General features: G+C 69.1%; 22 protein-coding genes and 1 pseudogene. 8 read left to right on the top strand and 15 right to left on the bottom strand.

Features of this window, described 5'->3' with window-relative positions; all coding sequences use genetic code 11:
- The 3 genes from A3CU_RS0134260 to A3CU_RS0134250 form a co-directional block, all read left to right on the top strand.
- A partial coding sequence (locus A3CU_RS0134260) for a TCP-1/cpn60 chaperonin family protein (protein WP_027946036.1) occupies positions 1 to 645 on the top strand: 645 nt, incomplete at its 5' end.
- Positions 646 to 677: 32 nt separating this feature from the next.
- The gene (locus A3CU_RS0134255) at positions 678 to 1064 is read left to right on the top strand and encodes a BlaI/MecI/CopY family transcriptional regulator (protein WP_027946035.1); all 387 of its coding nucleotides are present in this window, start codon (positions 678 to 680) and stop codon (positions 1062 to 1064) included.
- A 4-nt stretch (positions 1065 to 1068) separates the two neighbouring features.
- Positions 1069 to 2091: a M56 family metallopeptidase gene (locus A3CU_RS0134250; protein WP_027946034.1), complete on the top strand. Its 1023-nt coding sequence runs from the start codon at positions 1069 to 1071 to the stop codon at positions 2089 to 2091.
- Here A3CU_RS0134250 and A3CU_RS0134245 read toward each other — a convergent pair.
- Positions 1987 to 2712, bottom strand: a complete 726-nt coding sequence (locus A3CU_RS0134245) for a polysaccharide deacetylase family protein (protein WP_027946033.1) — start codon at positions 2710 to 2712, stop codon at positions 1987 to 1989. The genes A3CU_RS0134250 and A3CU_RS0134245 overlap by 105 nt on opposite strands.
- The gene (locus A3CU_RS48180; RefSeq protein ID WP_245617471.1) at positions 2709 to 3770 is read right to left on the bottom strand and encodes a glycosyltransferase; all 1062 of its coding nucleotides are present in this window, start codon (positions 3768 to 3770) and stop codon (positions 2709 to 2711) included. The genes A3CU_RS0134245 and A3CU_RS48180 overlap by 4 nt, the downstream gene beginning before the upstream one ends.
- 80 nt (positions 3771 to 3850) lie before the next feature.
- Between A3CU_RS48180 and A3CU_RS0134235 the strand changes: the two genes are divergently transcribed.
- A complete protein-coding gene (locus A3CU_RS0134235) occupies positions 3851 to 4333 on the top strand; it encodes an adenosine-specific kinase (protein WP_027946032.1) in 483 nt (160 codons plus the stop codon).
- A 22-nt stretch (positions 4334 to 4355) separates the two neighbouring features.
- Here A3CU_RS0134235 and A3CU_RS48175 read toward each other — a convergent pair whose 3' ends face one another.
- From A3CU_RS48175 to A3CU_RS0134215, 4 genes are all read right to left on the bottom strand, one after another.
- Entirely contained in the window at positions 4356 to 5675 is a 1320-nt protein-coding gene (locus A3CU_RS48175) for an acyltransferase family protein (protein ID WP_043843572.1), read from the bottom strand.
- A gap of 203 nt (positions 5676 to 5878) precedes the next feature.
- Positions 5879 to 6286: an Hsp20/alpha crystallin family protein gene (locus tag A3CU_RS0134225; RefSeq protein ID WP_027946031.1), complete on the bottom strand. Its 408-nt coding sequence runs from the start codon at positions 6284 to 6286 to the stop codon at positions 5879 to 5881.
- Positions 6287 to 6585: 299 nt separating this feature from the next.
- Positions 6586 to 8031 carry an RtcB family protein gene (locus A3CU_RS0134220; protein ID WP_281174179.1) on the bottom strand — a complete coding sequence of 482 codons (1446 nt, stop codon included), beginning with the start codon at positions 8029 to 8031 and terminating at the stop codon, positions 6586 to 6588.
- 10 nt (positions 8032 to 8041) lie between these two features.
- Positions 8042 to 8464 carry an archease gene (locus A3CU_RS0134215; RefSeq protein WP_027946029.1) on the bottom strand — a complete coding sequence of 141 codons (423 nt, stop codon included), beginning with the start codon at positions 8462 to 8464 and terminating at the stop codon, positions 8042 to 8044.
- A 469-nt stretch (positions 8465 to 8933) separates the two neighbouring features.
- On the opposite strand from A3CU_RS0134215, the gene A3CU_RS0134210 reads away from it, so the two are divergent.
- The 3 genes from A3CU_RS0134210 to A3CU_RS0134200 all read left to right on the top strand — a co-directional run bounded on the left by A3CU_RS0134210 (position 8934) and on the right by A3CU_RS0134200 (position 13283).
- Complete coding sequence (locus A3CU_RS0134210; RefSeq protein ID WP_027946028.1) at positions 8934 to 10595, top strand: Nramp family divalent metal transporter; 1662 nt, start codon at positions 8934 to 8936, stop codon at positions 10593 to 10595.
- 56 nt (positions 10596 to 10651) lie between these two features.
- A complete protein-coding gene (locus tag A3CU_RS48170; protein WP_052372678.1) occupies positions 10652 to 11977 on the top strand; it encodes a magnesium transporter MgtE N-terminal domain-containing protein in 1326 nt (441 codons plus the stop codon).
- A gap of 64 nt (positions 11978 to 12041) precedes the next feature.
- Positions 12042 to 13283 (top strand): Nramp family divalent metal transporter, encoded by a 1242-nt coding sequence (locus A3CU_RS0134200; protein WP_027946027.1) that lies wholly within the window; start codon positions 12042 to 12044, stop codon positions 13281 to 13283.
- Positions 13284 to 13337: 54 nt separating this feature from the next.
- Here the strand turns inward: A3CU_RS0134200 and A3CU_RS48165 are convergent, their stop codons facing one another.
- The 8 genes and pseudogenes from A3CU_RS48165 to A3CU_RS54880 form a co-directional block, all read right to left on the bottom strand.
- Positions 13338 to 14042 (bottom strand): WXG100 family type VII secretion target, encoded by a 705-nt coding sequence (locus tag A3CU_RS48165; RefSeq protein WP_043843570.1) that lies wholly within the window; start codon positions 14040 to 14042, stop codon positions 13338 to 13340.
- Between the two features lie 25 nt (positions 14043 to 14067).
- The gene (locus tag A3CU_RS0134190) at positions 14068 to 14532 is read right to left on the bottom strand and encodes a hypothetical protein (RefSeq protein ID WP_027946026.1); all 465 of its coding nucleotides are present in this window, start codon (positions 14530 to 14532) and stop codon (positions 14068 to 14070) included.
- A gap of 46 nt (positions 14533 to 14578) precedes the next feature.
- The gene (locus tag A3CU_RS0134185) at positions 14579 to 14878 is read right to left on the bottom strand and encodes a hypothetical protein (protein ID WP_027946025.1); all 300 of its coding nucleotides are present in this window, start codon (positions 14876 to 14878) and stop codon (positions 14579 to 14581) included.
- Positions 14875 to 15174, bottom strand: coding sequence for a YbaB/EbfC family nucleoid-associated protein (locus A3CU_RS53735; RefSeq protein WP_043843568.1), 300 nt, complete (start codon positions 15172 to 15174; stop codon positions 14875 to 14877). The genes A3CU_RS0134185 and A3CU_RS53735 overlap by 4 nt, the downstream gene beginning before the upstream one ends.
- Entirely contained in the window at positions 15174 to 15512 is a 339-nt protein-coding gene (locus A3CU_RS53730) for a hypothetical protein (protein ID WP_027946024.1), read from the bottom strand. Before A3CU_RS53730 ends, A3CU_RS53735 begins: the two co-directional genes overlap by 1 nt.
- A complete protein-coding gene (locus A3CU_RS53725) occupies positions 15509 to 16711 on the bottom strand; it encodes a hypothetical protein (protein WP_027946023.1) in 1203 nt (400 codons plus the stop codon). The genes A3CU_RS53730 and A3CU_RS53725 overlap by 4 nt, the downstream gene beginning before the upstream one ends.
- Positions 16708 to 17022 (bottom strand): hypothetical protein, encoded by a 315-nt coding sequence (locus tag A3CU_RS0134165; RefSeq protein ID WP_027946022.1) that lies wholly within the window; start codon positions 17020 to 17022, stop codon positions 16708 to 16710. Before A3CU_RS0134165 ends, A3CU_RS53725 begins: the two co-directional genes overlap by 4 nt.
- Positions 17023 to 17100: 78 nt before the next feature.
- Positions 17101 to 17344 (bottom strand): annotated as a pseudogene (locus tag A3CU_RS54880) (transposase); the annotation flags it as partial.
- A 57-nt stretch (positions 17345 to 17401) separates the two neighbouring features.
- On the opposite strand from A3CU_RS54880, the gene A3CU_RS48155 reads away from it, so the two are divergent.
- Positions 17402 to 17917, top strand: coding sequence for a hypothetical protein (locus A3CU_RS48155; protein ID WP_052372676.1), 516 nt, complete (start codon positions 17402 to 17404; stop codon positions 17915 to 17917).
- Between the two features lie 104 nt (positions 17918 to 18021).
- Here A3CU_RS48155 and A3CU_RS0134145 read toward each other — a convergent pair whose 3' ends face one another.
- Entirely contained in the window at positions 18022 to 18432 is a 411-nt protein-coding gene (locus A3CU_RS0134145) for a hypothetical protein (RefSeq protein WP_027946021.1), read from the bottom strand.
- Positions 18433 to 18697 lie beyond the last annotated feature (265 nt).

Below are 18697 nucleotides of genomic sequence, written 5' to 3'. Positions count from 1 at the left end.
GAGACGACCATCGTCGAGGGTGCCGGTGACGCGGAGCAGATCCAGGGCCGGGTCAACCAGATCCGTGCCGAGATCGAGAACTCCGACTCGGACTACGACCGGGAGAAGCTGCAGGAGCGGCTGGCGAAGCTGGCCGGTGGCGTGGCCGTCATCAAGGCCGGTGCCGCCACCGAGGTCGAGCTCAAGGAGCGCAAGCACCGCATCGAGGACGCGGTGCGGAACGCGAAGGCCGCCGTCGAGGAGGGCATCGTCGCCGGTGGTGGCGTGGCCCTGCTGCAGGCCGCGCAGATCGCGTTCGACAGCCTCAAGCTGACCGGCGACGAGGCCACCGGTGCCAACATCGTCAAGGTCGCGGTCGAGGCTCCGCTCAAGCAGATCGCGGTCAACGCCGGCCTCGAAGGCGGCGTCGTGGTGGAGAAGGTCAAGACCCTGCCCGCCGGCCACGGCCTCAACGCCGCCACCGGCGAGTACTGCCGCCTTCTCGACGCGGACATCATCGACCCCGCCAAGGTCACTCGCTCCGCACTGCAGAACGCCGCGTCCATCGCGGCCCTGTTCCTGACCACCGAAGCCGTGGTCACCGACAAGCCGGAGAAGGACAAGGCCCTGGCCGGTGCGCCGGACCCGGCCGGGATGGACTTCTGACCGGCGCACGCCGCGCGGGGTAGATTCGGCGGGTGCGGACTGATTCCGGCGATGGGGGGCGACGGGCGCCCGGCGAACTGGAGGCCGAGGTGCTCGGCGTGCTGTGGGAGGCGGACGAGCCGCTCTCGGCCGGCGAGGTGCAGCAGCGGCTGCCCGGTGAGCTGGCCTACACCACGGTGGTGACGATCCTGTCGCGCTTGTACGACAAGGGCGTCCTCATCCGGGAGAAGCGGGGTCGCTCGTTCGCCTACCAGGCCGTCGAGGACGAGGCCGGGCTGGCGGCGCGGCGGATGCGCAGCGTGCTCGACCGTGAGCCCGACCGCGGCAGCGTGCTGGCCCGGTTCGTGTCCGGCCTGTCGAAGTCGGATGAGCGGGTCCTGCTCGACCTGCTGCACCGGCACGGCGCCGACGAGGGCTGAAACCGTGGACGTGGCCGAGGTGATCGTGCCCTTGCTGCTGCCGTTGATCGCCTGGCCGGCGGCGCACTGGGCCGCGCCGCGGCTGCCTCCGCCGTGGGCGAGCTGGCTGCTGACGGCCAGTTGCGTGGTGCTCACGATCGCCAGCACGGCGGCGCTGGTGGTGCCGGTCCTGGCCGGGCTCACGCTGCTCCCGGCGATCGCCACCGCCGACGGGGTCTCCCCCGCCGACCTGCTCGACTCCGGTGCGGTCAGCATTCCGCTGGCCGCGTTCTGCGGGCTCGCCCTGGTCGTCCTCGCCATTTCGGCGTGGCGTTCCGGGCTGCGCTACCGTGCCTGGTTCCGGGCGCTGCATACCGAACTCGACCGGCACAGCCGGGACGGCGGCGTGATCATCGTGCCCGACCGCGAACCCGTGGCCTTCGCCGTACCCGGCCGGGGCGGGCGCATCGTCGTCTCGGGCGGGCTCCTGTCCGCGCTGCGACCCCGGGAACGCAGCGCGCTGCTCGCCCATGAGGCCGCCCACCTGCGCCTGCGCCACCACGTCTTCCTGGGCGCGATCGCGGCGTCGTGCGTGCTCAACCCGCTGGTGCGCCCGCTCGGCGGCACGGCGCGGTTCGCGCTGGAACGGTGGGCCGACGAGGTCGCCGCGCACCGGGTGGGCGACCGGCGGATCCTGGCCACCGCGGTGGCCAAGGCCGCGCTCGCCACCCGGACCGCCGTGTCCTTCGCGCCGGGCGCGGCCGGGGGCCACGTCCCGCGACGCGTCGCGGCCCTGCTCGCCACGCCACGGCCCCGGTCCGTCCTGGCGCCGGTGGCCCTGCTCGGGATGGCGGTGGTCCTCGGTGTCACCGCCGGAGCGGCCGGCACGGCGCTCGACTCGGCGACCGATCTGCATGCCGACATCGAAATCGCGCGGCAGGGCCTATGCCCGCCCGGCGGGCAGGAGACCATGCTCGGCCAGGCGGCCTACCGTGAGGCCGCGTTCGTGGCAGTGCGCCAGCAGAATCGGCAGTGCGCCGAGAGCTGACCGCCACGAACCCGGCGTGGCTTCGACGTCCGAGTCGTGCAGCAGGATGGTCCCGCCACCCCGCAGGTCACGCCGAACGGTGGCGGTCACCGTCGCGGGTGTCGCCCGGCGCGTCCAGTCGAAGCCCCAGCACGTCCACAACACCGGGGCCAGGTCCAGCCGCCGCGCCGCCAGCAGCGATGCGGCGGTGAATACGCCGTAGGGGGCACGCACCCATCGCGGCCGCACACCCGTGATGTCGTGAATCGCATCCATCGTGCGGGCGAAACCGTCGAACACCGCGGACGGGCTCCGCCACAGGAGACAGCGGTGATCCCAGCCGTGCACCGCGATCTCGTGTCCCTGCTCGACAATGGCGCGCCCGAGCCACGGCGCGCGCACCAATTCCCGGCCCAGCACGAAGAACGTCGCCCGCACCCGGTGTGCCGCCAGCACCGCCAGAAACCGCGGCGTGGCAACGGGATGCGGCCCGTCGTCGAAAGTCAGCGCGACGTGCCCGGGATTGCCGTGGCCCGCGAGTCGTGGCGCGAGCACGCCACGCACGGCGGGAACGAACAGGGCCGACGGCGCCGCGTGCATCGCGGTCGCCACCACGGCACCGGCGGCAAGAACCCGTTTCAACTCGCCACCTCGGCCACCGGCACGGGCCGGGCCGGCTCCGTGGAGTTCCCGGCCGCCAGCGCCCGCGTCAACGCCGGCTCGAGATCCGCACGCCGCCGGACCCACGGGACCGTGCCCTCGGCGTCCAGCACGGCCGCGTTCGCTCGCCCGTGCCCGGGAAGACACCGGTAGGTCAGCACCGGCAGGCCGGTCGCCAGTGCCTCGGACGTCGACAACCCGCCGGCGTTCTGCACCACCACATCGCAGGCCCGCATCAGCTCCGGCATCGACTCCACCCAGCCCAGCACGAATCGGAAGCCGGCCGCCGTCAACCGCTCCCGCAGCCGCTCGTTCCGCCCGCAGACGACCACCGGCACCGCCTGTCCCGACGCCGCGACGTCCGCCGCGATCGATTCGACGTGGCCCACGCCCCACGAACCGGACACGACCAGCGCCAGCCGTTGCCCCTCGGGCAATCCGAACATCGCCCGTGCCCGGAGCCGCTCGGCCCACGACCGCGGGGGCCGGAACTCCGGCGCGACCAGCGGGCGGGCCACCACCGTTCGCCGGGCACCCCAGCGTTGCGCCTGATCCGCGGCGATCTCGTTGGGCGCCACGGTGAGCTGGGCCAGCGGGCTGATGCACAAGCGGTGCACGGACGGATCGGTGAGGTACACCGCGAGCGGCGCCGCCAGCCCGCCGATCGCCTTGAGATGGGCCAGCGTGTGCGTGGCCATCGGATACGTGGACACCGTCAGCACGACATCGCGATCAATCACCTCGCCGAGCCCCGGCGCGGCCAGCCGGGCGAACCGGCGAGCCAGGCCGGCTATCACCCGCGTGCCCAGCAAGGCCAGCAACCAGTCCCAGCTACGCGGCGCCACGGTCAACTGGCGCTGGTAGAAACCGCACAGTATCCGGCCCAGCCGTCCCGGCAGCAGATCCAGGAAGTCGAGGCGGTCGACCCGCATTCCCCGCTCACGAAACCGGCGGGCCAGCTCGCACGCGGCCCCATCGTGTCCGGCGCCGACCCGGGCGGACACGATCACCACCCGGGTCACCACTCCTTGACCAAGCACGCCGTAAAACTACATGCATGTAGAAGTTAGGCGATGGCCGGCCGTGGCGAAGGCGCCGCCCGGCGGACGAGAATCGGGCCATGAACCTCAGCGTGGTGACCATCGAGAAGCCCGAGGACGTCAACGTGATCCTCGGCCAGGCGCATTTCATCAAGACCGTGGAGGACCTGCACGAGGCGCTCGCCGGAACCAGCCCGCACCTGAAGTTCGGGTTCGCGTTCTGCGAGGCGTCGGGACCCCGGCTCGTCCGCCATTCCGGCAACGATCCTGGACTGGTCGAACTGGCGACCAAAAACGCGCAGGAGATCGGCGCGGGACACTCGTTCATCGTGTTCCTCCGCGAGGGCTACCCCGTCAACGTGCTGAACGCGGTCAAGCAGGTGCCGGAGGTCTGTGGGATCTTCTGTGCCACCGCCAATCCCGTCGAGGTGCTCGTCGCCGGAACCGGGCTCGGCCGCGCGATAGTGGGCGTGGTCGACGGATCGCCGCCGCGGGGTGTCGAGACCCCGGCCGATGAGGCCGACCGGAAAGCCCTGCTGCGCACCATCGGCTACAAGCTGTGAGACCCCCGGCGCGCGGCACGGCTCACCCGCGCCCGGCCCGCTCGGCGACCACTCCCCGCTCGGATTGCGGTTCCGCACGCCCGAACGTCGCGAGCGTCACGCCCACGACGTAGACAACGGTGGTCAGCGTCGGAAACTGCCCGTCGGGCGCGAACCCGTCGATCGCGAACCGGTACAGCGCGAAGGCCGAGATTGCGGCTCCGACGAGGAGAACCGGCCCGTACAGGCGAATCGGTACCCGCTCGGCGAGGGCCGACACGTACCGCGTCAAGCGCGGCTGCGCCAACGCGAGCGGCAGCAACACCACAGCCATCACAACGATGAGCCCGGTCAGCCACGGAACTCTCGTCACCCACCAGCCGGCCGAGCCCAGCACGGGCTGAGGCAACAACCCGCCCGGGTAAGCGGCGAGCGCGACGACGGCGACCGGAACCATGTGCCACAGGTAAACCGCCATCACAGTGCGGTTCGCCGGGGTCAGCACGCGCCGCCGGGACGAGTGACGCAGCCGGGCGGTGACCGCCGATGCGGCCATCACCAGCAGGCCGGCCTGGGCGGCACTGAAGGCGATCAGCGCGAAGTTCGGCGGTGACGTGTTGCGCACCGCCTCTCCCGGCACGCCGACCATGCTCGCCGGGTAAGGCCCCAGCCACAGCAGGACCGCCAGCACGGCCACCGCTCCCGCGGCCAGCAGGGCCGGCCGCGCACCCCGCAGCGCGCCGGTACACCAGGCGACCCCCAACTGGTACACCGCCGCCCAGCCCAGCAGATAGTTGACCGAGCCGGCCGCCGGCACCCCGCCCGCCAGCGCCGCGACATCGATCGCCCCCACCACCAGCGCGAGCACGGCCGGCACCGCCAGCCCCCACCGTCGCTGCGCCGCGACCGCCAGCGGCGTCACCGAGACCAGCAGCAGATAGACCGGCAGGAACCACAGGTGAAACGCGAGCGCCCACGCCCCGAACGCCAGCTGTGACGGGTCCACTGTGGACCGTCGCAGGGCGGCGACCACGGCCAGCATCACCGCCACGTAGACGGTGGTCGGCGTGAGCACCGCGGCGAGCCGGTGCCGCAGCCAGCCCGGCCACCGGCCCGGCCAGCGGGCCCAGGACGCCGCGCCGGCGTAACCGGCCACCAGGAAGAACACCGGGATCACCTGGAATAACCAGGTCATCCACTGGGTCCAGGGCATGCTCGCCAGGACGTTCTCGTCACCGAAGCGGCCGTCGCGGAACGTGATCGAAGCAGCGAGCCAGTGCCCGGCCACCACGACCAGGATCGCCACGACCCGGTAGAGGTCCACGGAAAGTTCGCGGGGCGTCTGCCCGGCTCGCTCGCTCATCCCATACACACCGCGTAGGCTCGCACCGCCCCGGCACCGATTGCGCAATCCACCATCACCGATGCCCCGCCCGCGCAATTACCAGACAAAGGTCCGGGCGCCGGCCGCAGTGGTGATGAGTGACCCGTTACTGACGGAATTCGGCATAAACTCCTCACTCATGCAGGCACGCCGGATGCCACGAGTGGCTCATTGTCGCACCTTCAGTCGTGTTCGACCCTGACGTCGACGGTCTTGCCGTGCTCGTGCAGTTGGACCGGGATCGTGATTTCGAGGATGCCGTCGGTGTACTTGGCGGTGATCTTCGTCGTGTCGGCACCCTCGGGCAGCGAGACCGCGCGGTGGAACTTGCCGTAACGGAACTCGCTGTGAGCGGCCTCCTTCGTGCTGGACTCCCGTTCCGCGTCAATGGTCAACACCCCGCCCTCGGTGCTGACGTGGATGTGCTCGTTCGGGTCGAATCCGGGTAGTTCGGCCCGCACGATGTAGTTGCCGTCCCCGACCCGCTCCTCGACGCGGACCAGGTTGCGTTCGCCGAAGGGCCACGGGCTTTCCAGCCAGTCGATCAGGCCGGGAAACAAGGTCCGGCCGCGTGGCAGCATCGAGGTCATCGTCGGTCACCCTCTTCCGCGTTGTTCGGAACGTGTTCGGGTGGACAGGCCCGGCAGCCGGTTGACCACGATGGCCGCCTGCCTCCCCGCCCACGCAGGGGCTCTGGGGGCTTGCCCCCAATCGGGGGGTGGGGGCGGAGCCCCCAGCGTTGTGGTGTGTCACCAAGCGTGTTCATCTCGCGTTTCGAACAACCTCTTCCCAAGTTGCCAGGTGTAGCCAGTACACGCCGAACACTGGCCCGGTGAATGCGGCCCCTTGGATGGCACCGGGAGGACCAAAGTCCCTTTCACACCAAGGGTCACCCCTTGACGACGCCGAGCGGCACCAGCCGGGCGACCTTGCGGCACAGGCCGGCGCCGACGGCGGTATCGATGACGGCGTCGATGTCCTTGTAGGCGGCGGGTGCCTCCTCGGCGAGTCCCTGCCAGGACGTGCCGCGCACGGCGATGCCGTGGGCCTCCAGCTCGTCGCGCAGCCGACGGCCCTTGGTCTCGCGGGCGGCGGCGTGGCGGCTCCGGGTCCGGCCCGCGCCGTGGCAGGTGGAGTCGAACGCCGGGTTGCCGGGCACGCCGGCGAGGACGTAGGAGGCGGTCCCCATGGTGCCCGGGATCAGCACCGGCTGGCCCGTGTCGATCAGGTCGGGCGGCAGGTCCGGGTGAGCCGGTGGCAACGCTTTGGTGGCACCCTTGCGGTGCACGCACAGCCGGCGGCGGTGGCCGTCGACGTCGTGGGCCTCCAGGCTCGCGAGGTTGTGCGAGATGTCGTAGACGAGATCCAGTCGGGCTCCGGCGCGCATGCCGAACGCCCGGCGGGCGGCTTCGGTGAGCAACTGCCGGTTGGCGCGGGCGTAGTTCGTGGCCGCCGCCATCGCCGCGAAATACGCCCGCCCGTCCGGCGACTCGGCGGGCACACACGCCAGTTGCCGGTCGGGCACCTCGATCCCGTAGCGCGCCATGGCCTTTTCCATCAACCGCACGTGGTCGGAGCACACCTGGTGACCGAGCCCCCGCGAACCACAATGGATCATCACGCAGACCTGTCCTGGCCACAGCCCGAACGCGTCGGCGGCCGGTTCGTCGTAGATCTTTTCGACCGCCTGGACCTCCAGGAAATGGTTGCCCGAGCCCAGGCTGCCCACCTGACCCAGCCCGCGCTCGATGGCACGCTCGCTGAGCCCGCCGGGATCGGCCCCGGTCACCACCCCGCCGTCCTCGCAGCGCAGCAGGTCCCTGGCCACCCCGTGACCGGATTCCACCGCGTACTGGGCCCCGCCGGCAAGCAGGTCTCGCAACTGCCCGGGCGATGCCAGTGTCCACACCGCTCCGCGACGCATGCCTCGCGGAATCGCCTGGCCCAGCGCGTCCATCAGCCCGCCGAGGCGAGGCGCCAGCGCGTCACGGTCGAGGTCCGCGGCGAGCAGCCGCACCCCGCAGGAGATGTCGAACCCGACCCCTCCGGGCGAGACCACGCCACCGTGGTCGACATCGGTGCCGGCCACGCCGCCGATGGGAAATCCGTAACCCCAGTGCACGTCGGGCATGGCGAAGGAGGCACGCACGATCCCCGGCAGTGTCGCCACATTGGCCACCTGCCGCAGCGACTCGTCCCCCGCGGGATCCGGCAGCAACGCACGCGAGGCGAACACGATGCCGGGCACCCGCATCCGGCCGTGCCGTTCGATCCGGAACCGGTGGGGCGTCTCCGCCACGATCTCCAGAGCCGATTGGTCCGAACCGGTGCGCACGCTGGCCTCCTCAGACGTCGACGATCGCCGAGCACCACCACTCGTCCGGCCGGCGTTCGCACCGCAACTCGTGCAGCGACACGGCCTTGGGCACCGTGCCGACCTCGACGACCGTGTCGGCGTCCACCATGTGCAGCCGCAGCCGCAAACCGCCGGGGGTGGCGGAAACCTCGGTCGCGACCGGGATTTCGCCCGCCGTCTCCAGGCGATAGATGACCTCGTCGAGCACGGCGGCGAGCAGATCTCCGTCGCTGGAACCGGTCACCTTGCACGCCACCGTCCGCGACGGTGACGGCAGGCCGGCGTCGGCGAAGCTTTCCACCATGGCGCCCACGGCCTGTGCGACGCACTCCTCCCGCGTCGGAGCCCACGCCTCGACGCGAAGATCCGCGGTGTGCGCCACGCTGCGGTGGCCGCTGGTGGAACCGGTCATGATGCCTCGGTGCTGGCCCGGCCAGGCCGGAAACCATCCGCCAGATCGTCCCTTTCGTCCACGGCCAGCTTCGGCGAGCGCCCCCCGGCGGGAAAGAGACCTGCGACCTCAGCGGACCGACTTTGGTCCTCCGGTCGATCGAGTGTCTAACATGGATTGAGTAGCACCGTCTGGGGCTGGCCCCAGACCCCTTTCCTGCTGACGTGCACCGCGGTGCCAGGCCCGGGGAGGTGAGCGATGAGTACCGGCGACAGTCCCAGTCGAAGTTCGGCTGCTCACGCCCTCCTGTGGGCGTCCTGACGCACCTGAGCGAGCCGCTACGGCGGCATACGGCGCACACGGTTCGTGACACGTTTTGACCTGCGCCCGGTGATCGGGCGGACTTCCACGTTCGACGATCTGGTGCCGGCTGCCCGGCCGGGGTATTGCCGGTGGGGGTGGCGTGTCCTCCGGTGGAGAGGAGGCTTCGGTGGCGACGAATGCCAAAGGCACAACCGGCGCGCCGCCGGGTCGGCCGGCGGTGCTGGACCAAGCGCACGTCGGTGACATCCGGGGGGCGCTCGGCACCATCCGCCAGGGCGACGTTGGTGCGCGACGGGGCCTGTCAGCGAAGGTGAAGACCCTGGTCGCGATCGTCGGCCCCGGGTTGATCGTCATGGTCGGCGACAACGACGCCGGCGCGTTCGGCACCTACACGCAGGCCGGGCAGAACTACGGCACAGCGCTGCTGTGGACGCTCCTGGTGCTGGTGCCGGTGTTGTATGTGAACCAGGAGATGGTGGTGCGTCTCGGCGCCGTCACCGGCGTCGGCCACGCCCGGCTGATCCTGGAACGCTTCGGCCGGTTCTGGGGCGCCTTCAGCGTGATCGACCTGTTCCTGCTCAACGCGCTGACGATCATCACCGAGTTCATCGGGATCAGCCTCGGCCTGTCCTTCCTCGGGCTGCCGAAGGCCCCCGGGGTACTGCTGTCGGCGGCGGTGGTCATCCTCGCCGCCAGCACCGGCAGCTTCCGCCGCTTCGAACAGGTCTGCCTCGTGCTGGTCGCGGGCAGCCTGCTGCTCGTGCCGATCGTGGTGATGGCCCACCCGCCGCTGGGGCAGATCGGGCGCGATTTCGTCATCCCGGGGATTCCCGGCGGTGGCGCGGAACTGTCCACCGTGATGCTGTTGATCATCGCGATCGTGGGCACCACCGTCGCGCCGTGGCAGCTGTTCTTCCAGCAGTCCTACATCATCGACAAGCGCATCACGCCGCGGTTCATCCGCTACGAGAAGGTCGACCTGTGGATCGGCATCGTCATCGTCATCATCGGTGCCGCGGCGATGATGGCCTTCTCCACGGCGGCTTTCGCCGGGCAACCCGGGTTCGGCCACTTCACCGACGCCGGCGGTGTCGCCGCCGGCCTGAGCAGCTACGTGAACAAGGCAGCCGGGGTGTTGTTCGCGCTCGCGTTGATCGACGCGAGCATCATCGGCGCCTCCGCGGTCGGGCTGTCCACCGCCTACGCCATCGGCGACGTGCTCGGGCTGCGTCACTCCCTGCACCGCAGTCCCCGGCAGGCCATCGGCTTCTACGCGATCTTCACCGGCCTGCTGCTGGTCGCCGCGGTCATCGTGATCATCCCCGGCAGTCCGCTGGGCCTGCTCACCGAGGGGGTGCAGACCCTGGCCGGGGTGCTGCTGCCCTCGGCAACGGTGTTCCTGCTGCTGTTGTGCAACGACCGGGAGGTGCTCGGACCGTGGGTCAACGGCCGCAAGCTGAACATCTTCACCGCGGCGGTGATCGCGCTCCTGGTGATGCTTTCCCTGGTCCTGACCGCCAGCGTGGTGTTCCCGGGCCTGCCCGGTGACGCCATCCTGGGCATCCTGGGCGGCGGTACCGTGCTCGCGATCCTGGCCGGGGTGTTCCTGGCCCTCTACCGGCGGCTACACCCGGCCGCCGTCACCACCGGAGCGACCCCGCACGACCGTGAACAACGCGCCACGTGGCGCATGCGTCCGCTGACCCTGCTGGCCCGCCCCAAACTCAGCGCCGGACGCCGCGTCGGCCTGATGGTGCTGCGTGCCTACCTGGTGCTGGCGGTGGGCATGGTGGTCGTGCGTGTCGTCCAACTCGCCGTCGCTCACTGACCTTCACGTCCGGCCGGTCGAACGCGGACAATGAAGGCAGTCGGAAAGGGGCGGCCATGACGGAAAGCCCTGACCAATCGCCCACCCCGGGGGCCTCGGCACTGTCGGCGCAGCCGGCCCGGCGGCTGTCCCTGTCCGCGCTGCTGCGCCGCGCGGTGCTCGGCGCCCACGGGCAACAGCTCGGCCGGCCGGACGACGTGATCGTGCGCCTGCGCGGCCAGGACTATCCACTGGTGACCGGGCTCGTCGCGGACATCGGCGGCCGGCGCGTGTTCCTGCCCGCGGAATCGATCGTCGACTGGCACACCGGCACCATCCGGCTGTCCACGGCCAAGGTCGACCTGCGGACCTTCGAACGGCGCCCCGGCGAGGTGCTGCTCTCGGCCGACATCCTGGGCCACCGGCTGATCGACATCCCCCAGGCGCGGCTGGTGCGCGCCTACGACCTGTGCCTGACCGAGACTCCCGCGGGCTGGGTGCTCACCGACGTGGACACCCGCCCCACCACCTGGTGGCACCGGGCGTGGCAACGGCTGACCGGCACCGCGCCGGGAGCGGCGAGCGCGGTCCGGGACTGGAAAGCGTTCGAGGCCCTGATCGGCCACGAACCCTCGGCCCTGCTGCGGTCCCCGACCGCCCGCCTGCGGCGGTTGAAACCGCAGCAGATCGCCGACCTGCTGGAGGAAGCCTCGCGCGAAGAGCAGGGTGACCTGCTGCGGCAGGTCCACACCGATCCCGAGCTGGAGGCCGATGTCTTCGAGGAACTGGATGACGACCCGCAGGCACGCCTGCTACGCAATCGCAGCGACGAAGAAGTCGCCGGAGTGCTGGCACGGATGCACGCCGACGACGCCGCCGACGCCGTCATGGACCTTCCCCAGGAACGTCGTCAGGCCGTGTTGAACCTGCTGCCCGCCGGCCAGCGGGTCAAGGTCACCACCCTGCTCAGCTATCAGCACAACACCGCCGGCGGGCTGATGTCGCTCGACTACCTGGCCCTGCCCGCCGGCACCCCGGCCGCGGAGGCCCTGGCGCGGGTCCGGCACGCACACGGCCTGCAGTCCGAGGCGCTGACCACCGTCTACGCCGTGGACGACCACGGGCGGCTGCGCGGCGCGGTCGGTCTGGTCGCCCTCGTCCAGGCCGACCCCGCCACTGCGCTGGCCGAGGTGTGCGAGCACGACCCGGTCCGGGTCAACCCGCCCGCGGACCTGCTCACCGTCGCGTTGCTGATGTCCGACTACAACCTGCTCGCGCTGCCCGTCGTCGACGATGGTGACCGGATCCTCGGTGTGGTGACGGTCGACGACGCCCTGGAGGCGACCGTGCCCGACAACTGGCGTCACCGCGAACCCGAGCCCCACCCCGAGCCCAGCGATTAACGTCGATACAACGTTTGGTTCAACTCGAGTTCAGCTTGCGTTAGACCGAACGTAGCATTGACAGATGGCTCGCCGGTCGGCGTTGCGTACGCGCGACTACGTGCGGGCGATCGGTCCGGGGGTGGTCGCCGGCGCGTCGGACACGGATCCGACCACGGTGGCGACGATCGTGGTCATCGGCGCGGGCACGACCTACGAACTCGGCTGGCTCACGCTGCTGCTCTTCCCGTTGATCGCATTGGTTCAAACCATTGCCACGCGCGTGGGGATCGCCACCAACCGCGACCTGCAGGACGCGATCTCCCGAAGCCGCGGCCGCCTTGTCCGCTGGTCCCTGCTGGTGTCGATCCTGGTCGTCAACATCGTCACCATCGCGGCCGACCTGGAGGGCGGGGCGGCCGCGGTGGGGCTCATCGTGCGCCAGGACTGGCGGTGGTTCGTGGCGCCGCTGTCGATCGTGCTGCTCGCCGTGCTGCTGAAGGTGGGCTACCAAGTCATGCAGCGGGCCCTGAAGTACCTCATGCTGTGCCTGCTGGCTTATGCCGTCTCGGCCATTCTCGCGCATCCCGACTGGATGGCGGTGCTCCAGGGCAGTTTCGTGCCCCGTTTCCAGCGTTCCCAGGACTACCTCAACGATGTCATGTCGCTGCTGGGCACCACGCTGACCGGCTACGTGTATTTCTGGCAAACCCTGGGACAGGCCGAGGAGAAGGTCCCCTGGCAGTTGTATTCCGCGCGGCGGGTCGATGCCGTGCTGGGCAGTTTCTTCACCGTGGCCGTGTTCTGGTTCATCCTCGTCGCCTGCGGCGCCACGCTCGGCGTCCATCAACTGCCCGTCGACACCGCCCAGGGCGCCGCCCAGGCTTTGCGCCCGCTGGCCGGGCCGTTCGCCGGAGATCTGTTCGCCGTCGGCCTGCTCACGTCCGCTCTCATCGCGCTGCCGGTCATCATGGCCACAACCGCCTATGCCACCGGGGCTCAACTCAACTTCCGACGTGGCCTGTCGCTGCGGCCTCGCCAGGCGCCGCTGTTCTACACCGTCCTGGCGCTGTCCCTCGTGCTCGGCGCCACCGCCGCCTACGCCGGTATCTCCCCGATCCGGTTGCTGTTCATCGCCGGAATCGTGGGCGCCATCGGCACTCCCGTCGGCCTGGTCTGCCTGCTCATGGTCGCCGCCGACAAGCGCCTGATGGGCGAGCACACCGTGCCGCCCTGGGTCAGGCTGGCGGGCTGGACGGTCACCGTGGTGCTGAGCTTGATCAGCGCGTTCTACCTCTACCGCCTGATCACCGGCTCCGGACCGTGACCGATGACCACCGGGCCGACCGCGCTCGCCGTCGCGGTCAGCCCCTCGCCGCCGTCAGGCGTATCCGCCTTGGATCGCGACCGCGCCGCTCATGTTGGAGTAGATGTTGTCGACTTCCTTCACCATTTGGTTGTAGGTGGTGAGCAGCTTGTTGGCCGCGGAGAAGATCGCCTTTTCGAACTTGATCAACTCCTCCACCGAGGACTTGACGGCGTCGCCGCCGGCATCGGCGATCTTCTCGGCGTCGATCTCCACCGCGTCTCCGGCGATTTTCACCGCGTCGGCGCCCAGCTTGCCGACGTTTTCCTGCAGCGCGATGAGGCAGTCTTCGGTGGCCTTGGTGAACGCCTTGACGACCTCGATGATCCCGCTGCCCAGATTCTCCAGCTCGGAAAGCACGCCCTTGTTCGATCCTTCGGCGTTCCCGATCACACTGTCCTTGAAATCGGTGAGCACGGATTTCGCGTTGCCGAGCCAGTTGTGGTACGAGTCGGCCGCCCCGTCCGTCCAATACTGACCCAGCGCGCCGGCCATGTTCTGGACCTCGCCGATGGCGGCGGCCAGGTCCGACTTCACGTCGCTCCAGTCGGTGGCCAGTTCGTGGATCTTCTGGTAATCGCCCACAATGGCTCGAATCGTCTTGACCGCCATTTCCACTATGCCGACAAGCTCGACGCCGGCCGGGCCCGCCACGGCCGCGGCAAGCTTCACGTACTGCGTCACGGCCGAGTCGTCCCTGGCACTCCACGTATCGGTCATCGGTTTCCTCCTCGCCGGATGGGTGCTACTTGGTGAGTCCGCCGCCAGAACCCGAATGGGCCTTGGACGACCACTGCGAAGTGGTGCCCCCGCCGCTGTCCTGCTTCTCGTCGGATTTGGTGTGCTGGACGCCGCTCGACTCGCTGTCGGAACCCGCCAACGGATCCCCCTGCGCAAAGATGATCTTGTCGATCGCGTTCTGGTCGGCACCGTTGTACTCGTGGATCGCCTTCTCCACCGAGCGAATGCTTTCGACGATCGCCTTGATGTCGGTCCACAAATTCTCCACGGCCTTGTCCCGGGCCTTGTTGTACTTGCTCGGAAGGTCGCCTTCGGCGGTGCCGGCATCACCGAGCACACCGAGCGTGCCCGACGGCATGGTCGCGTTCTTGAGCTTGTCGATCGCGTCGTGCAGATTGTCCGCGGCGGCCGCCATCGTGACCGTCGTCTTGCGGATCAGCCCGTCCGCGTCGTGAATCTTGAAACCCATTTCCTCTCCCTGTCATGTGTTACTCGGAAAGTGCCGGGGTGATCTCTCACTGTTCCGATATCAGTTCCTGCAGGCGCCCCGCCCGTTTTCGCGCCGCGGCCAGCGCCGCCACGAGCCGGGCGGCGAGGACCTCCTCGCCGGCGGTGCGGGCGTTGGTCAGGTCCAACTCGATGCCCAGCACCACACCGGCGGCGTTGACCCGGACGGTGCCGCAACCACCTTCGATCTTCTGCTCGACGCCGTATTCGGCCAGCTTCCGGTACCTGCCGACCCGGCGTTCGGCCGCGGCCCACATCCTTTCCCGCTGTTCGGCCTGGGCCAGCCATTCTTCGTAGGACGAGGTCATCGCTGTTTCTCCGCAAGTTTGCGCGTCAGGCGCGCGTTCGCGGCCCTGCCCGCCGCATTGACCGCGTTCATGACGCTGGCTCCCAGCCGGCCGGGATGCGCTCCACCGAGCGTTCCCGGCGCGAGCGTGATCGACCGGACGGTTCCGGTTCCGTCGACCACCACGGTCACCAGCCCATCGGGGCTCCGGTAACGCAGCCGTTCGCCCTCGGCCTTGCCTTTGGTCTCGTCGAACGTCTCGGTGAAGCGACGGTACTGGTCGAGTACCTTCTCCCGAGCCTCCCGCCAGTCGGGCATCAGGCACCCTCCGTCCGCTCGATGTGGTAACGCGGTCGGCCTTGCCATCGCTGCGCCCGTACTCGCATCGGCCGCCGCGCGGACGAACCGGCCGGCTGCACGAGCACGCCGCCCTCCTCCGCGGTTTCGAGGTTCGTGGCTTCGGTGCGGGCACGCCTGCGGTCCTCGTCTTCGACGATCAACGTGTCGAGTTCGGCGAGCGTGGGTATCTCGCGCCGGCCGGCCGCGATCTGGGCACGCAGGGTATTCAGCCGCTTCCGCCAGCCGGCGCCCAACTCGCCCAGCAGGGCAGGGGCGCGTTCCGACTCCAGCGCCACCTCCGCGGTCAGGTCGCTCACCGGTCTTCCTCCATGATGACCTCCAACAGATCCTCGAACTCGGACGCGACCGGCGGGCTGCCAGGTTCGGGCAGCCGGTCGAGTTCGTCGAGCAGTTCAAGTTCGTCCAATTCGGACTGTGGTGCCACGGCAGCGGGCTCCGTGCGGCCGGCTGTCGCGACAGCTTGCTCCTCGACGCCTGACTCCTCGACGCCTGGCTCATCGGCGAGCACATCGTCCGCATCGGACGGTTCCGCTACGTCGTCCGCGACGCTTTCACTGATCGGGACACGATTTGGCCGAGGCCGATCCCGGTCACGGCTTGTGGTCAGGCCAAGGCCGCCGAGCGCGGTGAACATCAACCCCGACTCACCCGGAAACCCGGTGGCCTGCTCCGCGACACCGCTGTGCGAATCTCGAGAGTCCACAGTAGACGAGCCCGAAGCGGGGTTGAACTGGGCGAGTGTCCCGTCCAGTTCCGTCCACGCGCCGTCGGATTGGGAGCGTGCCCGCTCGCAAGCAGACTCGAAGGCGTTCTTGCGCGCCTCGAAGACCGGGACAAATCCGTTGGCAAGCCACGAGGCGATGTCCGCTTGCAACGCTTCCCGGTAGTCGATCGGCAAACGCTCCAGCGCCCGGCCCCCGATCGCGATCCCGGCGAAGGCTGCCGCGCGCTGCAGTTCGGCGACCGCCGGCCGCCCGGTCGCTACCCCGGCCATCAGCTCCACGGCATCCGCCCCAAGGCCGGCGACCTCGTCCGCGGCCAGGGCCTGCACGGCGTGTGCCTTCTCGCGGCAAGACCGCTCGACGCAAGCCGCCGCGGCCCGCAGGCCCGCCGCCACGTCCGCGAGATTCCCGGCCGCAGCATGCACCTTCTGCCCGAGCGCACCGCATCGCATGGACGCGGATTCCGCCGAGCCGCCTTGCCACAGGTTCTTCAGGTCCTCGTGGTACGCAGCCAGCCTGCCCGCGCCGTCGAGCAACGCCCGGCGACCCGCCTCGACCCGGTCCGCCTCCGCGCGCAGCCGGGAGAAGTTCGTCGCGTCCGGCGTGTAGAACGGGTCCGCGAAGTCCCGCTGGTAGTTCAACTCTTTGGCCCCCGCTCCGGCCAGGCCGGCGCGCACACAACGGTTGTAGGCCGGCACGAACGAAGCGAAGAAGTCCAGACCGGCGGCACCGTTGTCGAGGATGTCCCGCGCCGTGGCCGCACCTGTGTTCACGCGCCTTCACTCCCTTCGCCGGCCACGAAACGAGCAGCATCCTCGTCCGCCGAGTCGTAGGTGTGGGCGGACGCCGACAGGTCTCGAGCCAGGATCCCGGCTTCGTCCGCGAGCGCGTGCAACTGTCCGGCCAGCTGGGTGGACACCACGCGGGTGTAGCGACCGGCGACATCGCCGTGGGCATCGAAATCCGCCGTCTCGACCAGCACCGCGTCCAATTCGCGGGCCAGCCCCGCCAACGTCCGCGCCTCCGCGCCGACCTTGCTCGCCGACGCCGCGAGCTCTCCGCTGTCTACCTGCCAATCAGCCACGTGACGCAGTCAAGCCCGGTGAACTTACATCTCGCTTACAGCGAGCCTGGCTCACCATTCACATTCTGAGAAAATACGTCAAACGTCGCCATCGGGCGCGATGTTGAAGACTTCAGCCGGCTTGAGCCAGTCGAGTGTCTGCCGGGGATGGTTGTTCAACTGGTCGGCGATCCTGTCGAGTTCTTGTCGGGGTAGCCGGACAGGTCCGTTCCCTTGAGGAAATACTGCCCATGAGGCCGTTGGTGCTCTCGTTGCTGCCGCGCTACCAGGACGAGTGCGGATCGCACAAACAGACCCGCATTCCGGTAGCGATGGTGAACTGAGCTCGACTCGGACCCGTTTGTGGTAACAATCGCGTAGTCGAGTCAGAGGGAGACAGATGAACGAGCCGGTGATGGTAGCGACCGCTGAACTGCGTGTGACTTATGGACAGTTCCTCGTCAGAGACTATGGCAGTTGGGTCAGCGAGAACCTGTACCCTGATTCCAACGGTCTCGTAGCGGCGGACTCCAGCGGGGCTGTTGTCCTCACCGGCATCAACACAGGTCGGGTCAACGTGACCGTTGAACTCCTCGACAGTGCACCGGGTTCGGTCGACTTCGACGACTGGGACGAAGTCGTTGAGGTGTCGGTGGACTCCGAGGATGGGGAACTCATCGCCTGCGGGCTTGAGGACTCGCCGCTGGAGTTCCCATTCCTGTCCCACGCAGGAGCTGGCCCGTACCGGCTTCGCGTGCACGCTCGCGGCCGCGACACAGCCCCCCATCTCAACCGCTATGACCCTGTCGAGGACTACAAGATCTCCGTGTGGCCCGCACCAGAAGCGACGGAAACCGTCTACAAACAGTCGGACAAGTACGGACAGCAAGTCCGAGCCAGGCGGACGCGACCGTGACGACCGAGAGCGACGCAGACAGCGAAGCCGTCGACCCCCGAACCAGCTGAGCAAACCGAGAGCTTGCGAGCTGCGCACAGCAGAGAGCAGATCAGGCAGACTGTCTATGTGGCGTCAGATTCTGTGCCAGTAGCGGCGAAACCATGCTCTCGGGAGCTATCCCGTGCCCAGTGATAGGACGCGTAGAGCACGACCGGCATGTCACCGGGGGCGATGATCACATCGTGCTCATGCGACCTCGAGACGGCGAGCTGGTAATTCACGGCCTTGGCGATGCCGCCCGCGGCGCCGCCCCTGGGCAATTGGAGCATGGTGTATCCCTCCTCGGAGATCGAGATGGATGAGGTGGTTGGCGAGATCGGCGCCGGGTCGATGCCGGGCCAGAAGTCGGCGACGGCCGACAAGTCGAAATGACCGCCGGAGCCCGGCGGGTTGATGTACTGCTTGGCCACGCATCCCGCCGGCAGGTTGGCCACGCCGTCGTAGCGCGCCACCCAGCAATGCGGCTGCGTCACGGGTTCACTCAAACGTGTATCGAACGTACGTCCTAAAGTTGATAGCATGGTGGCATGTCCGAGGTGGCTCCCGTTTCCCGGTTGTGGCAGGNTCCCGATGGGGACCTGACCGCGCTGTTGGTGGCGTGTGAGCAAAAGCTGCGGACCGGCTACGCCGAGATGCTCGCGATCGTGGGGGAAAGCGAGCAGCGCGGGTTGGGCAAGTCCTTGGGGTTCAAGGACAATGTCGCGTTCTTGACGGATGCGTTGCGGATTTCTGCACGGG

It is taken from the genome of Amycolatopsis taiwanensis DSM 45107 (assembly GCF_000519205.1).
Classification (GTDB): Bacteria; Actinomycetota; Actinomycetes; order Mycobacteriales; family Pseudonocardiaceae; genus Amycolatopsis_E; species Amycolatopsis_E taiwanensis.
Note: the sequence above shows the minus strand (reverse complement) of the source record. Positions and strands in the feature narration are given on the sequence as shown.

Bases quoted from the DNA above. Each gene is read 5' to 3' on its own strand.
- A3CU_RS0134235 (WP_027946032.1), top strand. From the start codon at position 3,851: ATGAACCTCAGCGTGGTGACCATCGAGAAGCCCGAGGACGTCAACGTG.
- A3CU_RS48175 (WP_043843572.1), bottom strand. From the start codon at position 5,675: ATGAGCGAGCGAGCCGGGCAGACGCCCCGCGAACTTTCCGTGGACCTC.
- A3CU_RS0134225 (WP_027946031.1), bottom strand. From the start codon at position 6,286: ATGACCTCGATGCTGCCACGCGGCCGGACCTTGTTTCCCGGCCTGATC.
- A3CU_RS0134215 (WP_027946029.1), bottom strand. From the start codon at position 8,464: ATGACCGGTTCCACCAGCGGCCACCGCAGCGTGGCGCACACCGCGGAT.
- A3CU_RS48170 (WP_052372678.1), top strand. From the start codon at position 10,652: ATGACGGAAAGCCCTGACCAATCGCCCACCCCGGGGGCCTCGGCACTG.
- A3CU_RS0134200 (WP_027946027.1), top strand. From the start codon at position 12,042: ATGGCTCGCCGGTCGGCGTTGCGTACGCGCGACTACGTGCGGGCGATC.
- A3CU_RS48165 (WP_043843570.1), bottom strand. From the start codon at position 14,042: ATGACCGATACGTGGAGTGCCAGGGACGACTCGGCCGTGACGCAGTAC.
- A3CU_RS0134190 (WP_027946026.1), bottom strand. From the start codon at position 14,532: ATGGGTTTCAAGATTCACGACGCGGACGGGCTGATCCGCAAGACGACG.
- A3CU_RS0134185 (WP_027946025.1), bottom strand. From the start codon at position 14,878: ATGACCTCGTCCTACGAAGAATGGCTGGCCCAGGCCGAACAGCGGGAA.
- A3CU_RS53735 (WP_043843568.1), bottom strand. From the start codon at position 15,174: ATGCCCGACTGGCGGGAGGCTCGGGAGAAGGTACTCGACCAGTACCGT.
- A3CU_RS48155 (WP_052372676.1), top strand. From the start codon at position 17,402: ATGAACGAGCCGGTGATGGTAGCGACCGCTGAACTGCGTGTGACTTAT.